General features: G+C 67.7%; 12 protein-coding genes. 3 read left to right on the top strand and 9 right to left on the bottom strand.

The annotated features are described in order from the left end of the window. Positions 1–84: 84 nt before the first annotated feature. The 3 genes from AC06FA_RS11565 to AC06FA_RS11575 all read left to right on the top strand — a co-directional run bounded on the left by AC06FA_RS11565 (position 85) and on the right by AC06FA_RS11575 (position 7,033). On the top strand, positions 85–5,061 hold the full coding sequence (locus AC06FA_RS11565; RefSeq protein WP_478068419.1) for an NAD-glutamate dehydrogenase: 4,977 nt from the start codon (positions 85–87) through the stop codon (positions 5,059–5,061). Between the two features lie 202 nt (positions 5,062–5,263). Next, positions 5,264–6,037 (top strand): NAD kinase, encoded by a 774-nt coding sequence (locus tag AC06FA_RS11570; protein WP_478068420.1) that lies wholly within the window; start codon positions 5,264–5,266, stop codon positions 6,035–6,037. Between the two features lie 48 nt (positions 6,038–6,085). Continuing rightward, a complete protein-coding gene (locus AC06FA_RS11575; RefSeq protein WP_108750020.1) occupies positions 6,086–7,033 on the top strand; it encodes a 5'-nucleotidase in 948 nt (315 codons plus the stop codon). A 155-nt stretch (positions 7,034–7,188) separates the two neighbouring features. On the opposite strand, the gene AC06FA_RS11580 is transcribed toward AC06FA_RS11575, so the two are convergent. The 9 genes from AC06FA_RS11580 to AC06FA_RS11620 form a co-directional block, all read right to left on the bottom strand. Further along, complete coding sequence (locus tag AC06FA_RS11580; protein ID WP_478068421.1) at positions 7,189–7,740, bottom strand: DUF2939 domain-containing protein; 552 nt, start codon at positions 7,738–7,740, stop codon at positions 7,189–7,191. 42 nt (positions 7,741–7,782) lie between these two features. Then, positions 7,783–8,775, bottom strand: a complete 993-nt coding sequence (locus AC06FA_RS11585; RefSeq protein ID WP_478068422.1) for an aldo/keto reductase — start codon at positions 8,773–8,775, stop codon at positions 7,783–7,785. Next, entirely contained in the window at positions 8,775–9,461 is a 687-nt protein-coding gene (locus AC06FA_RS11590) for a DUF2461 domain-containing protein (RefSeq protein ID WP_478068423.1), read from the bottom strand. The genes AC06FA_RS11585 and AC06FA_RS11590 overlap by 1 nt, the downstream gene beginning before the upstream one ends. Beyond that, complete coding sequence (gene sbcB, locus AC06FA_RS11595; RefSeq protein ID WP_478068424.1) at positions 9,458–10,897, bottom strand: exodeoxyribonuclease I; 1,440 nt, start codon at positions 10,895–10,897, stop codon at positions 9,458–9,460. The genes AC06FA_RS11590 and sbcB overlap by 4 nt, the downstream gene beginning before the upstream one ends. Next, complete coding sequence (locus AC06FA_RS11600) at positions 10,897–12,264, bottom strand: FAD-dependent oxidoreductase (protein WP_478068425.1); 1,368 nt, start codon at positions 12,262–12,264, stop codon at positions 10,897–10,899. The genes sbcB and AC06FA_RS11600 overlap by 1 nt, the downstream gene beginning before the upstream one ends. A gap of 31 nt (positions 12,265–12,295) precedes the next feature. Further along, positions 12,296–13,570, bottom strand: a complete 1,275-nt coding sequence (gene kynU, locus AC06FA_RS11605; protein WP_478068426.1) for a kynureninase — start codon at positions 13,568–13,570, stop codon at positions 12,296–12,298. A gap of 189 nt (positions 13,571–13,759) precedes the next feature. Continuing rightward, positions 13,760–14,281 (bottom strand): 3-hydroxyanthranilate 3,4-dioxygenase, encoded by a 522-nt coding sequence (locus AC06FA_RS11610; RefSeq protein ID WP_478068427.1) that lies wholly within the window; start codon positions 14,279–14,281, stop codon positions 13,760–13,762. A 16-nt stretch (positions 14,282–14,297) separates the two neighbouring features. Further along, positions 14,298–14,960, bottom strand: coding sequence for a carbonate dehydratase (gene can, locus AC06FA_RS11615; RefSeq protein ID WP_108750013.1), 663 nt, complete (start codon positions 14,958–14,960; stop codon positions 14,298–14,300). A 74-nt stretch (positions 14,961–15,034) separates the two neighbouring features. Continuing rightward, positions 15,035–15,673 carry an FMN-binding negative transcriptional regulator gene (locus AC06FA_RS11620; RefSeq protein ID WP_478068428.1) on the bottom strand — a complete coding sequence of 213 codons (639 nt, stop codon included), beginning with the start codon at positions 15,671–15,673 and terminating at the stop codon, positions 15,035–15,037. Between the last annotated feature and the right edge of the window lies 1 nt (position 15,674).

Below are 15,674 nucleotides of genomic sequence, written 5' to 3' on the forward strand. Positions count from 1 at the left end.
GGTTATTCCGTCCTGCAGCAAGGCCTTTACGCGGGATAGGTCTACAATTTCATTTTCCCAACTGAGCAAGCGCATCGCTCTGCCATGAAACCGCAAAAAACCGCAGCCAAGACCGTGAAAAACAAGACCAAGCCAGCTGAGTCGGAGGTCGCAGTGACCGCTGGTTTCTCCCTGGAGCCGGTGTACACGGCCTTGCGCAAGCGTTACCCGTCGGCCGCGCAGGCCGAGGCAGTGGCCTTCGCCGCGGATTTCTACAAGCGCATGGAGTCGGACGAGTTCCCGCACCACAGCGCCGACGAGTGGGCCGCGCTGGCCGCCGACACCCTGGAATTCGCCCGCGCCCGCAAGGCCGGCAAGGCCAACGTCCGCGTGTTCAACCCGACCACCAAGGCCAATGGCTGGGAATCGCCGCACACGGTGCTGCAGATCGTCAATGACGACATGCCGTTCCTTGTCGATACCGTCACCATGACCCTGGCCGAACAGGGCGTGGGCGTGCACGTGCTGGGCCACCCGGTGCTGCGCTTCACCCGCGACAAGGCCGGCAAGCTGGCCAAGGTGGGCGAGGGCGAAGCCGAATCGGTGATGCTGCTGGAGATCGACCGCCAGCCGGCCGATGCCATGGCCGCCATCGAGCAGGCCATCAACAAGGCGCTGGACGAAGTGCGCGCCATCGTGCGCGACTGGCAGCCGATGAAGGACAAGGCGCTGGCCCTGGCCGACGACCTGGGCAGCCGCACCCTGCCGGTGGACGACACCTCGCGTGCCGAAGCACAGGAATTCCTGCGCTGGGCCGCCGACAACCACTTCACCTTCTTCGGCTACCGCGAGTACCGCGTTGAGAAGCAGGGCAAGGAAGAAGTGCTGGCGCCGCTGAACGACACCGGCCTGGGCCTGATGCGCGGCAAGGACAAATCCGCTGCGCGCCCGGTCAAGACGCTGGCCGCGCAGGGCCTGAACACCACGTCCGGGCTGAAGGACGCGCTGATCCTGACCAAGACCAATGCCCGTTCGCGCGTGCACCGCGCCGGCTACATGGACTACATCGGCGTGCTGGCATTCGACGCCAAGGGCAAGATCATCGGCGAACAGCGATTCCTGGGCCTGTTCACCTCCAGCGCCTACAACCGTCGCCCGTGGGAAATCCCGCTGGTGCGCCAGCGCCACGAACACGTGATGAAGCAGTCCGGCCTGGCCCCGGCCAGCCACAGCGGCAAGGCCCTGCGCCACATCCTGGAAACCCTGCCGCGCGAAGAGCTGTTCCAGTCCAGCGAGGACGAACTGCTGCGCACCGCCATGGGCGTGCTGGGCCTGCAGGAGCGCGTGCGCAGCCGCCTGTTCCTGCGCCGCGACAAGTACAGCCGTTTCATTTCCGCGCTGGTCTACCTGCCGCGCGAACGCTTCAACACCGACGTGCGCCTGCGCATCGAAGCCATGCTGAAGGAAGCGCTGCACGGCGAGTACGTGGACAGCTCGGTGGTGCTGGGCGAATCGCCGCTGGCCCAGGTGCACCTGATCGTGCGCCCGAAGCCGGGCGAAATGCTGGACGTCGATACCGCCGAACTGGAGCAGAAGCTGGCCCAGGTGCTGCGCAACTGGCAGGACGACCTGCGTGAAGCGCTGGTGTCGCGCCACGGCGAAACCGAAGGCCTGCGCATTGCCGCACGCATCGGCAAGGCGCTGCCGGCCGGCTACATCGAAGACAACAGCACCGCTGTTGCCGCCAACGATGTCAGCCAGCTGGACGCGCTGACCGGCCCGGACGACCTGCGCCTGAGCCTGCAGGCCGTGCCGCGCGAAAGCGGCGATGGCCTGCGCCTGAAGCTGTACCGCCAGCTGGACGACATTCCGCTGTCGGACGCGCTGCCGATGATGGAAAACATGGGCCTGCGCGTGATCGCCGAGCGTCCGTACCGCCTGTCGGTCGACAACGCGCCGGTGTACGTGCAGGACTTCGAAGTCGAATCGACCGCCGGCGCCATCGATGCCGCGCGCGTGGACGAAGCCTTCGGTGAGACCTTCGCCCGCGTCTGGCACGGTGATGCCGAGAACGACGGCTTCAACCGCCTGGTGCTGGCCGCCGGCCTGCACTGGCGCCAGGTCGCCATGCTGCGCGGCTACTGCAAGTACCTGCTGCAGACCGGCGTGCCGTTCTCGCAGGCGTACGTGGAAGGCACCTTCGCCCGGTACCCGCTGCTGGCGCGCCTGCTGGTGGAACTGTTCGAAGCCCGCTTTGATCCGGCCACCGGCCACGAGAGCAAGGAGGACATCGCCGCGGGCCAGGCCCAGCTGAAGGCGCATCTTGATGTGCTGGCCGCCGGCGACGAGGCCACCCTGAAGGTGCTCAAGACCGTGGTCGACGCCCGCAAGGGTGACCGCGATGCACAGATGCAGGCCGCGCGCGATGCGCTGCTGAAGCTGATGGACCGCGTGTCCAGCCTGGACGAGGACCGCATCCTGCGTTCGTTCATGGGCGTGATCGACGCGACCCTGCGTACCAGCTACTACCAGACCGATGCCAATGGCCAGCACGGCCACGTGATCAGCTTCAAGTTTGATTCGGCGCTGGTGCCGGACCTGCCCAAGCCGCGCCCGTACCGCGAAATCTTCGTGTACGGCCCGCGCGTGGAAGGTACCCACCTGCGCTTCGGTGCCGTGGCCCGTGGCGGCCTGCGCTGGTCGGACCGCCGCGAAGACTTCCGTACCGAAGTGCTGGGCCTGGTGAAGGCACAGATGGTGAAGAACACCGTGATCGTGCCGGTCGGCGCCAAGGGTGGCTTCTTCGCCAAGATGCCGCCGGTCAATGGCGATCGCGATGCGATCTTCGCCAACGGGGTGGCCTGCTACAAGCTGTTCATCCAGGGCCTGCTGGACATCACCGACAACATCGTCAACAACAAGATCGTGCCGCCGGTGGATGTCGTGCGCCACGACATGGACGATCCGTACCTGGTGGTGGCGGCCGACAAGGGCACCGCGACCTTCAGTGACATCGCCAACGGCCTGGCCATCGCCCACGGCTTCTGGATGGGCGATGCGTTCGCCTCCGGCGGTTCGGTCGGTTACGACCACAAGGGCATGGGCATTACCGCGCGCGGTGCGTGGGAATCGGTCAAGCGCCACTTCCGTGCGCTGGGCCGTGACAGCCAGACCCAGGACTTCACCACCGTCGGCGTGGGCGACATGTCCGGCGACGTGTTCGGCAACGGCATGCTGCTGTCGCGCCACATCCGCCTGCTGGCCGCGTTCGACCACCGCCACATCTTCCTGGACCCGAACCCGGATGCGGCCACCTCGTTCGTCGAGCGTGAGCGCATGTTCACCGTGCCGCGTTCGAGCTGGGCCGACTACGATGCCAAGCTGATCAGCAAGGGCGGCGGCATCTATCCGCGCAGCCTGAAGTCGATCGAGATCACCCCGCAGGTGCGTGAAGCGCTGGGCCTGGACGAGAACGTCAAGGCGCTGTCGCCGAACGATCTGATGAGCGCGATCCTGAAGGCACCGGTGGACCTGCTGTGGAACGGCGGTATCGGTACCTACGTGAAGGCTGCCAGCGAACAGCACAGCGATGTCGGCGACCGCGCCAACAACGCGCTGCGCGTGAACGGTGGCGAGCTGCGCTGCAAGGTGGTGGGCGAGGGTGGCAACCTGGGCATGACCCAGCTGGGCCGCATCGAAGCCGCCCAGGCCGGCGTGCTGCTCAACACCGACTTCATCGACAACTCGGCCGGTGTGGATACCTCCGACCACGAAGTCAACATCAAGATCCTGCTCAATGATGTGGTGCGGGCCAAGAAGCTGACCGTTGAACAGCGCAACAAGCTGCTGGCGTCGATGACCGACGAAGTGGCCGACCTGGTGCTGAACGACAACTACCGCCAGAACCAGGCGCTGAGCCTGATGGAGCGGATGGCCGTCAAGCGCCTGGGTTCCAAGCAGCACTTCATCCGCACGCTGGAACAGCAGGGCCTGCTGGATCGCCAGATCGAGTTCCTGCCGTCCGATGCCGAGCTGTCCCAGCGCAAGGCGCGCGGCCAGGGCCTGACCCGTCCGGAACTGTCGGTGCTGCTGTCCTATTCCAAGCTGGTGGCGTTCGCCCAGCTGCTGGATTCGGACATCCCCGAAGACCCGTACCTGTCCAAGGAACTGCAGCGCTACTTCCCGACCCCGCTGCAGAAGAAGTATGCCGACGCGATGGAGCGTCACCGCCTGAAGCGCGAAATCATCGCCACGGCCGTGACCAACCAGACCATCAACCGCATGGGCGCCACCTTCCTGATGCGCATGCAGGAAGACACCGGCCGTTCCATTGCCGAGGTCGCCAAGGCCTACACCATCAGCCGCGAAACGCTGGATGCACGCGCGCTGTGGGCGCAGATCGACGCACTGGACGGCAAGCTGCCCGAATCGGTGCAGATCGATGCACTGGAAGTGATCTGGAAGCTGCAGCGTTCGTTCGTGCGCTGGCTGCTGTCGCGCCCGGGCCCGATGCCGGGCATCACCGAGGCAGTGAACCGCTACCAGGGTCCGTTCAACGACATCCGCGTCGCTTCGGGCGTGCTGCCCGATTCGCAGCGTCCGACCTACGAAGCCCTGGTGGCCGAGTGGAAGGAGAAGGGCCTGCCGTCGGCACTGGCACAGCAGCTGGCGGAACTGCACTTCCTGGAGCCGGCGTTCGACATCATCGAACTGGCCCGTACCCGCAAGCTGAAGCCGGTGGACGTGTCCAAAATCCACTTCCGCCTGGGCGATGCCCTGCAGCTGCCGTGGCTGTTCGAGCAGATCGACGCGCTGGAGGTCAACGGCCGTTGGCACGCGGTGGCCCGTGGCGTGCTGCGCGACGAGCTGGCCCACCACCACCGCAACTTGGCCGGCCAAGTGCTGGCGACCAAGGGCGGCAGTGCCGAAGCCAAGGTGTCGGCGTGGATCGGCCGCGACGACAACAGCCTGCGCTTCACGTTGTCGATGCTGGCTGAGCTGGCCGAGCAGAAGACCCTGGACTACCCGACCGTTTCGGTCGCGGTGCAGCGCTTGGGCCAGCTCGCTGCCCACGGTGCGTAAGTGATGTAGTGCCGGGCCACGCCCGGCGAGCATGAAACAGAACGGCCCCGCGAGAGCGGGGCCGTTCTGCGTTGCGGGCCGCCGTTCGCCGGGCATGGCCCGGCGCTACCAACGTGCGGGATTGCAGGTAGCGCCGGGCCATGCCCGGCGGGCGCCGCGGCGCTCGGTTATGCTCTTCAACAGCCTTCCCCCGGATCCACCGATGAGCGACATCCCCCGCATCGCTTTCCTGGCCAGTACCACCGAGCCGGCGCAGATGGCCCGCGCGGCCATGGTGTCGCGCTATGGCGACCACGCGCCCGACCAGGCCGATGTGCTGTGCCCGCTGGGCGGCGACGGTTTCATGCTGCAGACCCTGCACCGCCATGGCCACCTGGGCAAACCGGTGTTCGGCATGAAGCTGGGCACGGTCGGTTTCCTGATGAACCAGTACCGCGGCGACGATGACGTGCAGGCCCGCATTGCGCGTGCCGAGCCGGCCAACCTGCGCCCGCTGGAAATGATCGCGCTGACCGAGTCGGGCACCAGTACCGGCTCGTTGGCCTACAACGATGTGTCCCTGCTGCGGCAGACCCGCCAGGCCGCGCACATCGGCATCGATCTGAACGGCCAGGAACGCGTGGCCGAGCTGATCGGTGACGGCGTGCTGGTGGCGACGCCCGCCGGCAGCACCGCCTACAACTATTCCGCGCATGGGCCGGTGCTGCCCTTGGGCTCGCACACCATCGCACTGACGCCGTTGGCCCCGTACCGCCCGCGCCGCTGGCGTGGCGCGATCCTCAAGGCCGACACCGAGGTGCGCTTCCGCGTGCTGGACCCGTACAAGCGCCCGGTGAGCGTCACCGCCGATTCGCACGAGACGCGCGACGTGGTGGAAGTGACCATCCGCGAATCGAAGGACCGCCGGGTGACCCTGCTGTTCGACCCGGAACACAACCTGGAAGACCGCATCCTGAGCGAACAGTTCGTTTTTTGAGGACAATACGCCGCCGGCCCCCGCCGTCCGCTGCAAGGAACCCCCGCCATGGGCGACAACACCCCCCGTTTGCTGACCGTCGCGGTAACCTCGCGCGCGCTGTTCGACCTGGAGGAGAGCCACGCGCTGTTCGAGAGCGACGGCGTGGCCGCCTATGCCGAGTACCAGCGGCAGCATGAGGACGACATCCTGGGGCCTGGCGTGGCCTTCCCGGTGGTGCGCAAGCTGCTGGCGCTGAATCAGGGCGCCAGCCCGGAAAACCCGCGGGTGGAGGTGATCCTGCTGTCGCGCAACTCAGCCGACACTGGCCTGCGCATCTTCAATTCCATCCAGCACTACGGGCTGGGCATCATCCGCGCGACTTTCACCGCCGGCGAACCGACCTGGCCCTACGTGAAGCCGTTCGGCACCGATCTGTTCCTGTCGGCCAACCCCGAATCGGTGCGCAGTGCGCTGCGCCATGGCATTGCCGCGGCCACCATCCTGCCCAAGCCGCCGGGTGAAACCGCCGCAGCCGCCGAGGACCAGGTGGTGCACAGCGAACGCAATGCCGGCCAGCTGCGCATCGCCTTCGATGGCGACGCGGTGATCTTCGGCGACGAGAGCGAGCGTATTTCGCGCGAGCAGGGCGTGGAAGCGTTCGGTCGCCACGAGCGCGAGCGGGCCCGCGAGCCCCTCAGCGGCGGCCCGTTCCGTGGCTTCCTGTCGGCTCTGCACACGCTGCAGGAAGTGTTCCCGGCCGGCGAGAGTGCGCCGATCCGCACCGCGCTGGTCACCGCGCGATCGGCGCCGGCGCACGAGCGCGTGATCCGCACCCTGCGCGAATGGGGCGTGCGCCTGGATGAAGCCCTGTTCCTGGGCGGGCGGCACAAAGGCCCGTTCCTGCAGGCCTTCGGCGCAGACATCTTCTTCGACGATTCCCAGCACAACATCGACAGCGCCCGCGAACACGTGGCCGCCGGTCACGTGCCGCACGGCGTCGCCAACGAGGGGTGACGCCATGATGGGTGGGTGCCAACCGTTGGTTGGCACGTCATCGCCCCGGTAGGTGCCAACCTTGGTTGGCACGTCATCGCTCCGGTAGGTGCCAACCTTGGTTGGCACGGTTGTGCGTCAATGCCCACCAAGGTGGGCATCTACCAAAGTGGGGTTTACGGGCTGCCCGACATCCCCAACTGCAGGTCCACCACCTTCCAGCGCAGGCCCTGCGGTTCCAGCACCACCTTCAACGGCGGTTGGCCAGGCCCGCGGTCCACGTCCACCACGAACCGGTCCAGTGCCTCGAAATGGTGTTCGGCGTGCTTCAGGGGTTGCGCCGGTTCGGTCGGCCCGAACGCATCACCGCCCTGCAGTTCGTTGCGGCCACGCTTCCACAGCACGTGGCCCTGCAGCAGGGCGCCGATGCCGGTGGGGGTCACCATCGTGTCCACTGCCGCCCCGCCCAGCTGGTCGCCCAAGCCATACAACAGCGCGCCGAAGGGGCTGCTGGCCAGCTCGGGCCCGGCCTGCCGCACCAGATAGTCGTTCAACTGCGCGCGCAGGCTGCTGCGTACGCGAGGGAAATCCACGTAACGCTCCAGCCGCGCGGTGTCGCGCTGCTCGATGGCCTTGGACAGACCATGCACGGTCAGGTAGGGGCCGCCAAACCACCACGCGCAGACGGCCGCAACTGCCAGGATCAGGACGCCGATGAGCTTCTTCATGCTGCCCAGACTGCCGCAAACGCCGGCCGCGCGGGTGAAGACTCAGTGACTGGGCGACCCGCTGCCATCGCCAAAGGCCGTCACCAACCGCTGCCGCTCGGCCACGCTTAGCGCGTCCACGCGCGTGGCCAGCACCTCGTCCAGGCCGCCCGGGCGCGTGGTGCCCAGAATGCCGCTGGCCACGCCCGGGTGCTGCAGCACATAGGCGAAGGCGGTCTGCGCCGGGCGCTGGCTGTCGATGCTGGCCACTGCACGGCGCATCGCACCGGCACTGCGCATCAACTGGCGACTGCTCGGCTTCAGCCACGCGCGGGCGAGGTACCAGCCGTCGGCCAGGCGCGGCAGGCGCGGGCGGGCCGGTAGCAGGTGCCCCTGCGCCAGCACGGTGCCGGCCAGCACGCCGATGCCGGCCGCGTGCAGCCGATCGATCAGCGGTGCGCGGTCCTGCTGCAGCGCGTTGAAATCCAGCAGCACCACGTCGAAGGCCTGGGGGTGGGCGATCATCCATTCCAGGGTGACTGCCGAGTGGGTGTTGATGCCGGTGTGCCGGATCAGCCCGCGTTCGCGCAGGCGTTGCAGCGCTGCCAGCAGATCGTCATTGATGTCGTGCTCGCTGGCGCCGTGCAGCTGGTACAGATCCAGGTAGTCCAGGCCGAGGTTGCGCAGCGAGGCTTCGCAGCTGGCGGTGATCGCGGCGGGCGAGAAATCCCGCTGTTCGGCGCCGCTGATGCCGGCCTGCCCGGTCAGGGTGCCGCCCTTGCTGGAAATGACCAGCGATTCACGCGGGAACCGCGCCAGCAACGGGCGCAGGATGCGGCCCAGGCGCGGTTCGGCATGGAAGCCGGAATAGTTGTGGCCGGTATCGAGCAGGTTCACGCCCTGCGCCAGGGCGCGTTCCACCACGGCCGCTGCAGCATCCTCGGCGAAACGGGGGTGCCCCCAGAAACCGGAGCAGCCCAGCCCGACCGGCGAAACCGCCAGGCCGGTACGCCCCAGGGGGCGCCGTTGCTGGGCCAGAGGCAGTGCGTGGCTCATCAGAACTCCAGGTCCAGGGCCGCGCACAGGTAGTCCACGAACGGTGCCAGGGTGGCCAGGTCCTTGCCGAGCGTGGACAGCAGGCGCGGGCCGGTCATGGTGTCATCGTCCAGCGAGCGCCACATGACCCAGTTGCGGTGCTTCAGGTCATCGATGAATTCGAAGTCGGCCGGGAAGCCGCGCGGCGGGCGCACCAGCTTCTCGCTTTCTTCGAAGTCGAAGCGCTTGCGCAGGGGTGCGGCATGCGCGGCCGCCTTCCAGCTGCCCGGGTTGTCCAGGATGAAGTGGCGCACGCGGCGCTGGGTTTCCGGTTCCGGGTGCCACAGGCCAGCGCCGACGAAGCTCTCGCCTGGCTGCAGGTGGATGTAGAACGATGGGGCGGCCACTTCGCGGCGGCGTTCGTGGAACAGGCGCGCACCCTGCCAGGTCTTGTAGGGCGACTTGTCGTTGGAAAAGCGCGCATCACGATGGATGCGGAACAACGAACCACCCACCCCCCGGGTGTCGGCGCGGAAGTGTTCGCTGACCTCGCCCAGTGCCGGCTGCAGGTCGCCCAACAGGCGCAGGAACGGCTGCCGCACGTGGTCCTCGTACTGCTGGCGATGGTCGTTGAACCAGGCCTTTTCGTTATGCCGCGCCAGGCTGCGCAGGAACTTGAAACTGGCGTCGGAAAAATACGTGCTCACAGGTGCTCCTGCAGGTGGTGGCCCCAGTCGCGCAGCGACTGCAGCAGCTCGCCACGGCGCGCGTCATCGGGCGCTTCGGCAGCCAGCGCGTCGATCTGCTGCTGGTACTGGGGCAGGTTCAGTTCGCCCAGGCCCTGTTCGCCCAGCAGACGCTGGCGCCGGTAGTCGTGCCAGCGTTCCAGCTCGGCTGGCGACAGGGTCTGCGGGTGGTTGCGGGCGCGGTAACGGAACAGCAGCTCCGGCAGCCGCGGGTCGCGGAAGCGCTCTTCCAGCGCGGCCAGCTGCGGCGGCGGCGTGGTCCGCGCCAGGGCCAGCAGGGGTTTGTCGCCGGCGCCGAGGAAGCCGTCGTACAACGAGGCATCCACATCGGTCAGCATCGGTGGGCGTGGCTGGTTGAACACCTGGCGGGCCTTCTCGGCCAGTTGCGGTGCTACCTCGCGCAGGCGCGCGGCTTTGGCCTCGATGGCGGCCACGTCCAGCCCCAGCCGTGCATGGTCATCGGCACGCAGGTGGTTCCAGGCCACCAGCGCCGGCACCTTGTTCAGATGCACTTCCTTCAGCGGCACGCGGGCCACGCCCTCGGGCAGTTCGCTGGCGCGCAGGTACAGGCGCTGGGCGATCACCTCGGCGGGCAGGGCCAGCAGATCGTCGATCTCGCCGTCCAGGTCGAACACGATGGCGCGGTTGCCGATGGTGGGGTGCATGGCCAGCGGTAGTACCGGCGCCGCACACAGGCGGCTGGCCGGGTAGCGCATGGAAATGTGCAGCACCGGCTGCATGGTGCCCACGTCCAGCAGGCTGCCCACGAAGCGCTTGTCGCGCAGCTTCAGGGCGTAGTCCCACAGGCGCGGCTGCGACTGTTTGAACAGGCGGGCCATGCCCAGCGTGGCGCGCACATCGGAAAGTGCTTCATGCGCATCGCCTTCGCGCACGCCATTGGCCTCGGCCAGGTGTTCCAGCTTGAACGAGGTGGCGCCGTCCTCGCGCTGCGGCCACTGGATGCCATCGGGGCGCAACGCGCGCATCAGGCGCAGCATGTCCAGCAGGTCCCAACGCGAATTGCCGTTGCGCCATTCGCGCTCGTAGGGATCGTGGAAATTGCGGAACAGCCCGTAGCGGATGAATTCGTCGTCGAAGCGCAGGGTGTTGTAGCCCAGCGCACAGGTGCCGGGCCGTGACATCTGTTCGTTGATGCGGTCGAACGCTTCGGCCTCGCTCACGCCCTCGGCCATGGCCTGCTGCGGGGTAATGCCGGTGACCAGGGTGGCCATGGGCGAAGGCAGCAGGTCATCGGCGGGGCGCACGAAGAAGCTGACCGGCGTGTCGATCACGTTCAGATCGGCATCGGTGCGCATGGCCGCGAACTGCGCGATGCGGGTGCGGCGGGGGTCCTGGCCGAAGGTTTCCAGGTCGTAGAACAGGAAGCTGTCAGCCATCAGTGCGCGCCCTCCAGCACCGGCAGCTGCGCGTGGATCTGCGCTTCCAGTGCGGCCCAGTCGATGTTGTCCAGCGTGGTGTGGCCGGCAGTGGCCGCCACCAGCATGTCGCGCTGCAGGTCGGTGCGGCGCAGCGCCTCGGCGTACGGCGTGTGCAGGAAGGTGACCATGGTGTAGTGCGGCACGAAGCGGGTCGGCCAGCGCCGTTGCAGTTCCTGTTCCAGCTCGCGCTGCAGCAGGAAGGCCGGGTCGGCCACGCGGTCGCGCATTTCCAGGTAGTTTTCCAGCGCCATCTGCTGGATGGCCTGTGCGTTGGGCTTGCGCTCGGCCTCGAACGCCGCGAAGGCGCCCTGCAGGTCGTCGGCCTCCATCAGGTGCCGGGCCAGTGCCACGCAGTCCTCGAACGCGCAGTTCATGCCCTGGCCGTGGAAGGGCACCATCGCGTGCGCGGCATCGCCGATCAGCACCGCGCGGCCATCCTGGTGCCAGCGCTCCAGGGTCAGCGTGCCCAGCAGGCCCGGCGGATGCTGTTCCCAGTCGGCGCGCAGGTCCGGGATCAGCGGCAGCGCGTCGGCGAATTCGGCCGCAAACAGCGCCTCGGCCTGCGCGCCGGTGTTGACGGTGGCGAAGCTGGGGCTGCCCTGGTTGGGCAGGAACAGGGTGACGGTGAAGGTGCCTTCGTGATTGGGCAGGGCGATGCACATGTAATGGCCGCGCGGCCAGATGTGCAGTGCATTGCGCTCGATGCGGAAGCTGCCATCGGCGGCCGGCGGGATTTCCAGTTCCTTGTAGGAATGGTCGAGGAAGGCGATGTCCTCGCCCAGCGGCGCGCGCCGGTTCATTGCCGCACGCAGCGCCGAGCCGGCACCGTCGGCACCGATCAGGCTGTCGAAGTGGATGTCGTGCGGGCTGTCGTCGCGGTCATCGATGAAGCGCGCGTAGCCGGCGTCGAAATCCACGGTGTGCAGGCGGCGGTGGAAATGCACGGTGGCGCCGGCCGCTTCGGCCAGCTGAAGCAGCGTGGTATTGAGTTCGCTGCGATGGATCGACCAGATCACCTCGCTGTCGTCGCGGCCGTAACGCTGCAACTGCGGCTCGCCTTCGCGCGGGTGGATCATGCGCCCGCGCATCATCACCGCGCGGGCCATCACTTCGTCTTCCACGCCGGCCTGGCGCAGCGCGTTGCGGCCGCGCTCGGCCAGGGCCAGGTTGATCGAACGGCCGCTTTCATAATCGGCCACGCGCGGGTCGCCGCGGCGCTCGTACAGGGTGATGCGCCAGCCCTGCCGCGAAAGCAGGATGGCCAGCAGGGAACCGGCCAGGCCGGCGCCGATGATGCTCAGGGAGCGGGAGGCGTGTGCGATCAACGAACTGTCCAGCAGGAGGGGAGGGCGCGGCTTACAGGCCGGCCCAGGCTTCCACTTCCTCGACGAAATGGTGCACGTCCAGGTAGCGGTTGTAGAGCGGGGTGGGCGAGATGCGGATGACGTCCGGTTCGCGCCAGTCACCCAGCACGCCGATGCCGCGCAGGTACTCGAACAGGGCGCGGCCGCGTTCGCGGCCGCCGATCACCCGCAGCGACAGCTGGCAGCCGCGGCGTTCCGGTTCGGACGGGGTCACCACCTCCAGCACCTGCGGCAGGCGCGCGCGCACCAGCGCATCGAGCAGGCCGGTCAGCGCCAGCGACTTGCTGCGCAGCGCGTCCATGCCGGCACGCTCGAACAGGTCCAGCGAGGCGCGCAGCGGTGCCAGGCCCAGGATCGGCGGATTGCTCAACTGCCAGCCTTCGGCGCCCACCGCCGGGGTGAACTGCGGGGACATCTGGAAGCGGGTGGCTTCTTCATGGCCCCACCAACCGGCGAAGCGCGGCAGGGTGGTGTCGCGATGGTGGCGCTCGTGCACGAACGCACCGGCCACGGCACCCGGGCCGCTGTTGAGGTATTTGTAGTGGCACCACACGGCGAAATCCGGCGCCACATCGTGCAGGTGCAGCGGCACATTGCCCACCGAATGGGCCAGGTCGAAGCCGATGCGTGCGCCCTGCAGGCGCGCGGCGCGGGTGATCGCGTCCAGGTCGAACACCTGGCCGCTGCGGTACTGCACGCCGGGCCACAGCACCAGCGCCAGGCGCGGGCCCTGTTCGGCGATCGCGCGTTCGATGGCGGCCATCGAAATCGTGCCGTTCGGTTCATCCGGCTGCACTTCCACCAGACTGTCGGCCGGGTCGAAGCCGTGGAAACGGATCTGCGCTTCCACCGCGTGGCGGTCGGTCGGGAACGCGCCGGCTTCCATCAGGATGACCGGGCGCTGCGCGGTGGGCCGGTAGAAGCTGACCATCATCAGGTGCAGGTTCACGCTCAGCGTGTTCATTGCCACCACTTCGCTGGGCAGGGCGCCGACCACGCGGGCCAGCTGCGCGCTGACCAGGCGGTGGTAGGACAGCCACTGGGTGGGGCCGGTGAAGTGGCCTTCCACCGCCAGTTCGCCCCACTGTTTCATCACTTCCTGCACCGCCGCCTGCGCGCCGCGCGGTTGCAGGCCCAGCGAGTTGCCGACGAAATAGGTCTGCTCGCCGCCGCCATGGCGCGGAATCAGGAATTCGTTGCGCAGCGGGCGCAGCGGATCGGCGGCGTCCAGGGCGATGGCGTGGGTGCGGCTGAGCAGATCGGACATGGGCGGGCAACAGGCTGCAACGGGATTGCCAGTGTAGCGCCTGGCGCCTGCGTGATGCCGCGCGGTGCGCTCGCCGGGCATGGCCCGGCGCTACCCGGAGTTCACGCGTCCCGGTAGCGCCGGGCCATGCCCGGCGAACGCGTGATGAATCGCGATGGACGGTAGCGCCGGGTCGTTCCCGGCGAAGCCTCAGCCTGCCGCGGGCGCCGGCAACGGGTCCACGTGCCCGCATTCACTGCACGTGCGCAGTTCCAGGCTGGCCTGGTAGCGCGCGAACACCTTGGGTAGATCGGTCTCGATGTTCTGCAGCGTGAAGTACTCTTCGTACAGCTTGTGGTTGCACTGCTCGCAATGCCAGATCACGCCATCGCGCTCGTGCGGCAGGCGCTTGCGCTCCACCACCAGGCCGACGCCGCCGGGCGGGCGCCGCGGCGAATGCGGCACCTTGCCCGGCAGCAGGAAGATCTCGCCGGCGCGGATCGGGATATCGCGCACGGCGCCGTCTTCCTGCACCTTCAGCACCATCTCGCCTTCCAGCTGGTAGAACCACTCCGGGCCTTCGTCGTAGTGGTAGTCGGTGCGCGAGTTTGGGCCGCCGACCACCATGACGATGAAGTCGCCGTTCTCGATCATCTTGTTGCCCACCGGCGGCTTCAGCAGATGCCGGTGTTCTTCGATCCAGGCCAGCAGGTTGATCGGCGAGGCGAGCATGGCAGTCTCCGGGCGGTCAGTCGCGCTTGCCGTGGCGGGGCACGAAGGCCAGGGCTTTTTCGTAAGCCGGCTTCAGCTCGTCCTGGGCGCCAACGTCGATGCCCATCTCGCTTACCCGGCCGTCCTTCAGGCTGTACACCCAGCCGTGCACCATCAGCTTCTGGCCGCGGGCCCAGGCGTCTTCCACGATGGTGGAGCGGCACAGGTTGGCGACCTGTTCGATCACGTTCAGTTCGCACAGGCGCGCGTGCTTTAGCTCGTCATCGTCGATCGCATCGAGGATGGCCGCGTGCTTCTGCGCCACATCGCCCACGTGGCGCAGCCAGTTGTCGGCCAGGCCCACGCGGGTGTTGTGCAGGCAGGCATGCACGCCGCCGCAGCCGTAATGGCCCACGATCAGGATGTGCTTCACCTTCAGCTGGTCCACCGCGTACTGCACCACGCTCAGGCAGTTCAGGTCGCTGTGGGCCACCACGTTGGCCACGTTGCGGTGCACGAACACCTCGCCCGGGGCCATGCCGATGATCTGGTTGGCCGGCACGCGCGAATCGGAGCAGCCGATCCACAGGTATTCCGGATGCTGCTGCTTGGCCAGCTGGTGGAAGAACTCAGGGTCTTCCTTCTCGATGCGGTCGGCCCATTCGCGGTTGTTCTGCAGCAGCTTGTGGATGTCTTTCATGTGCGTGTGTCCCTGACGTCAGGTGGGCGCACGAGGCGGCCCTGCCGGCCGCGTCGTGGTGGGGAAGCGTGCGCTCAGCCGCCGGCGGCGGCCTCGTCGCGGTGCCAGCGCATCCACTGCGCCAGCTCGGTGGATGCGGGGGTATGCAGGTCATCCAGCGCGGCGATCACTGCCTGCTGGTTGGCTTCGGGATGGTTCTGGCTCAACTTCAGCTTCAGCTGCACCTGTTCGACCTGGAAACGGAAGCCGACGATGGCGCGCAGTTCCGGGCCGTGTTCGGGGCGGTCGGCCTCGAACTGCCACGACTTCCCGACGCTGGCTTCAAAACGGTCACTGATGGCACCGACCAGATCGGCCAGCGCGGCCGGATCATAGAACCGCTGCAGCTGCCCGCGCAGTTCGGCGGCGGCGTAGTTCCAGGTGGGAACGCGCGCGGCGGGTTCCTTGTCGGGGTACCAGCTGGCCGACACATACCCGTGCGGGCCATCGACCAGCACCTTGGCCGGGCCGTCGCGGCGCGACTGCGGATTGGCCCGGGCCCAGTGCCCGCGCAGCTGGATCTGCGCGCCCTGGCGCTGGTACAGCACCGGCACGCGGGTCAGTTCCGGCAGGCCGTCGTCACCGGTGGTCAACACCGTGACAAACGCATCGCGCGCCAGCAGGCGGTCCAGCCAGCGCAGGTCGGTCTCGGCGAAGGCGCGCGGGGTGAACATC

It is taken from the genome of Stenotrophomonas sp. Steno-C17, from assembly GCF_056393165.1.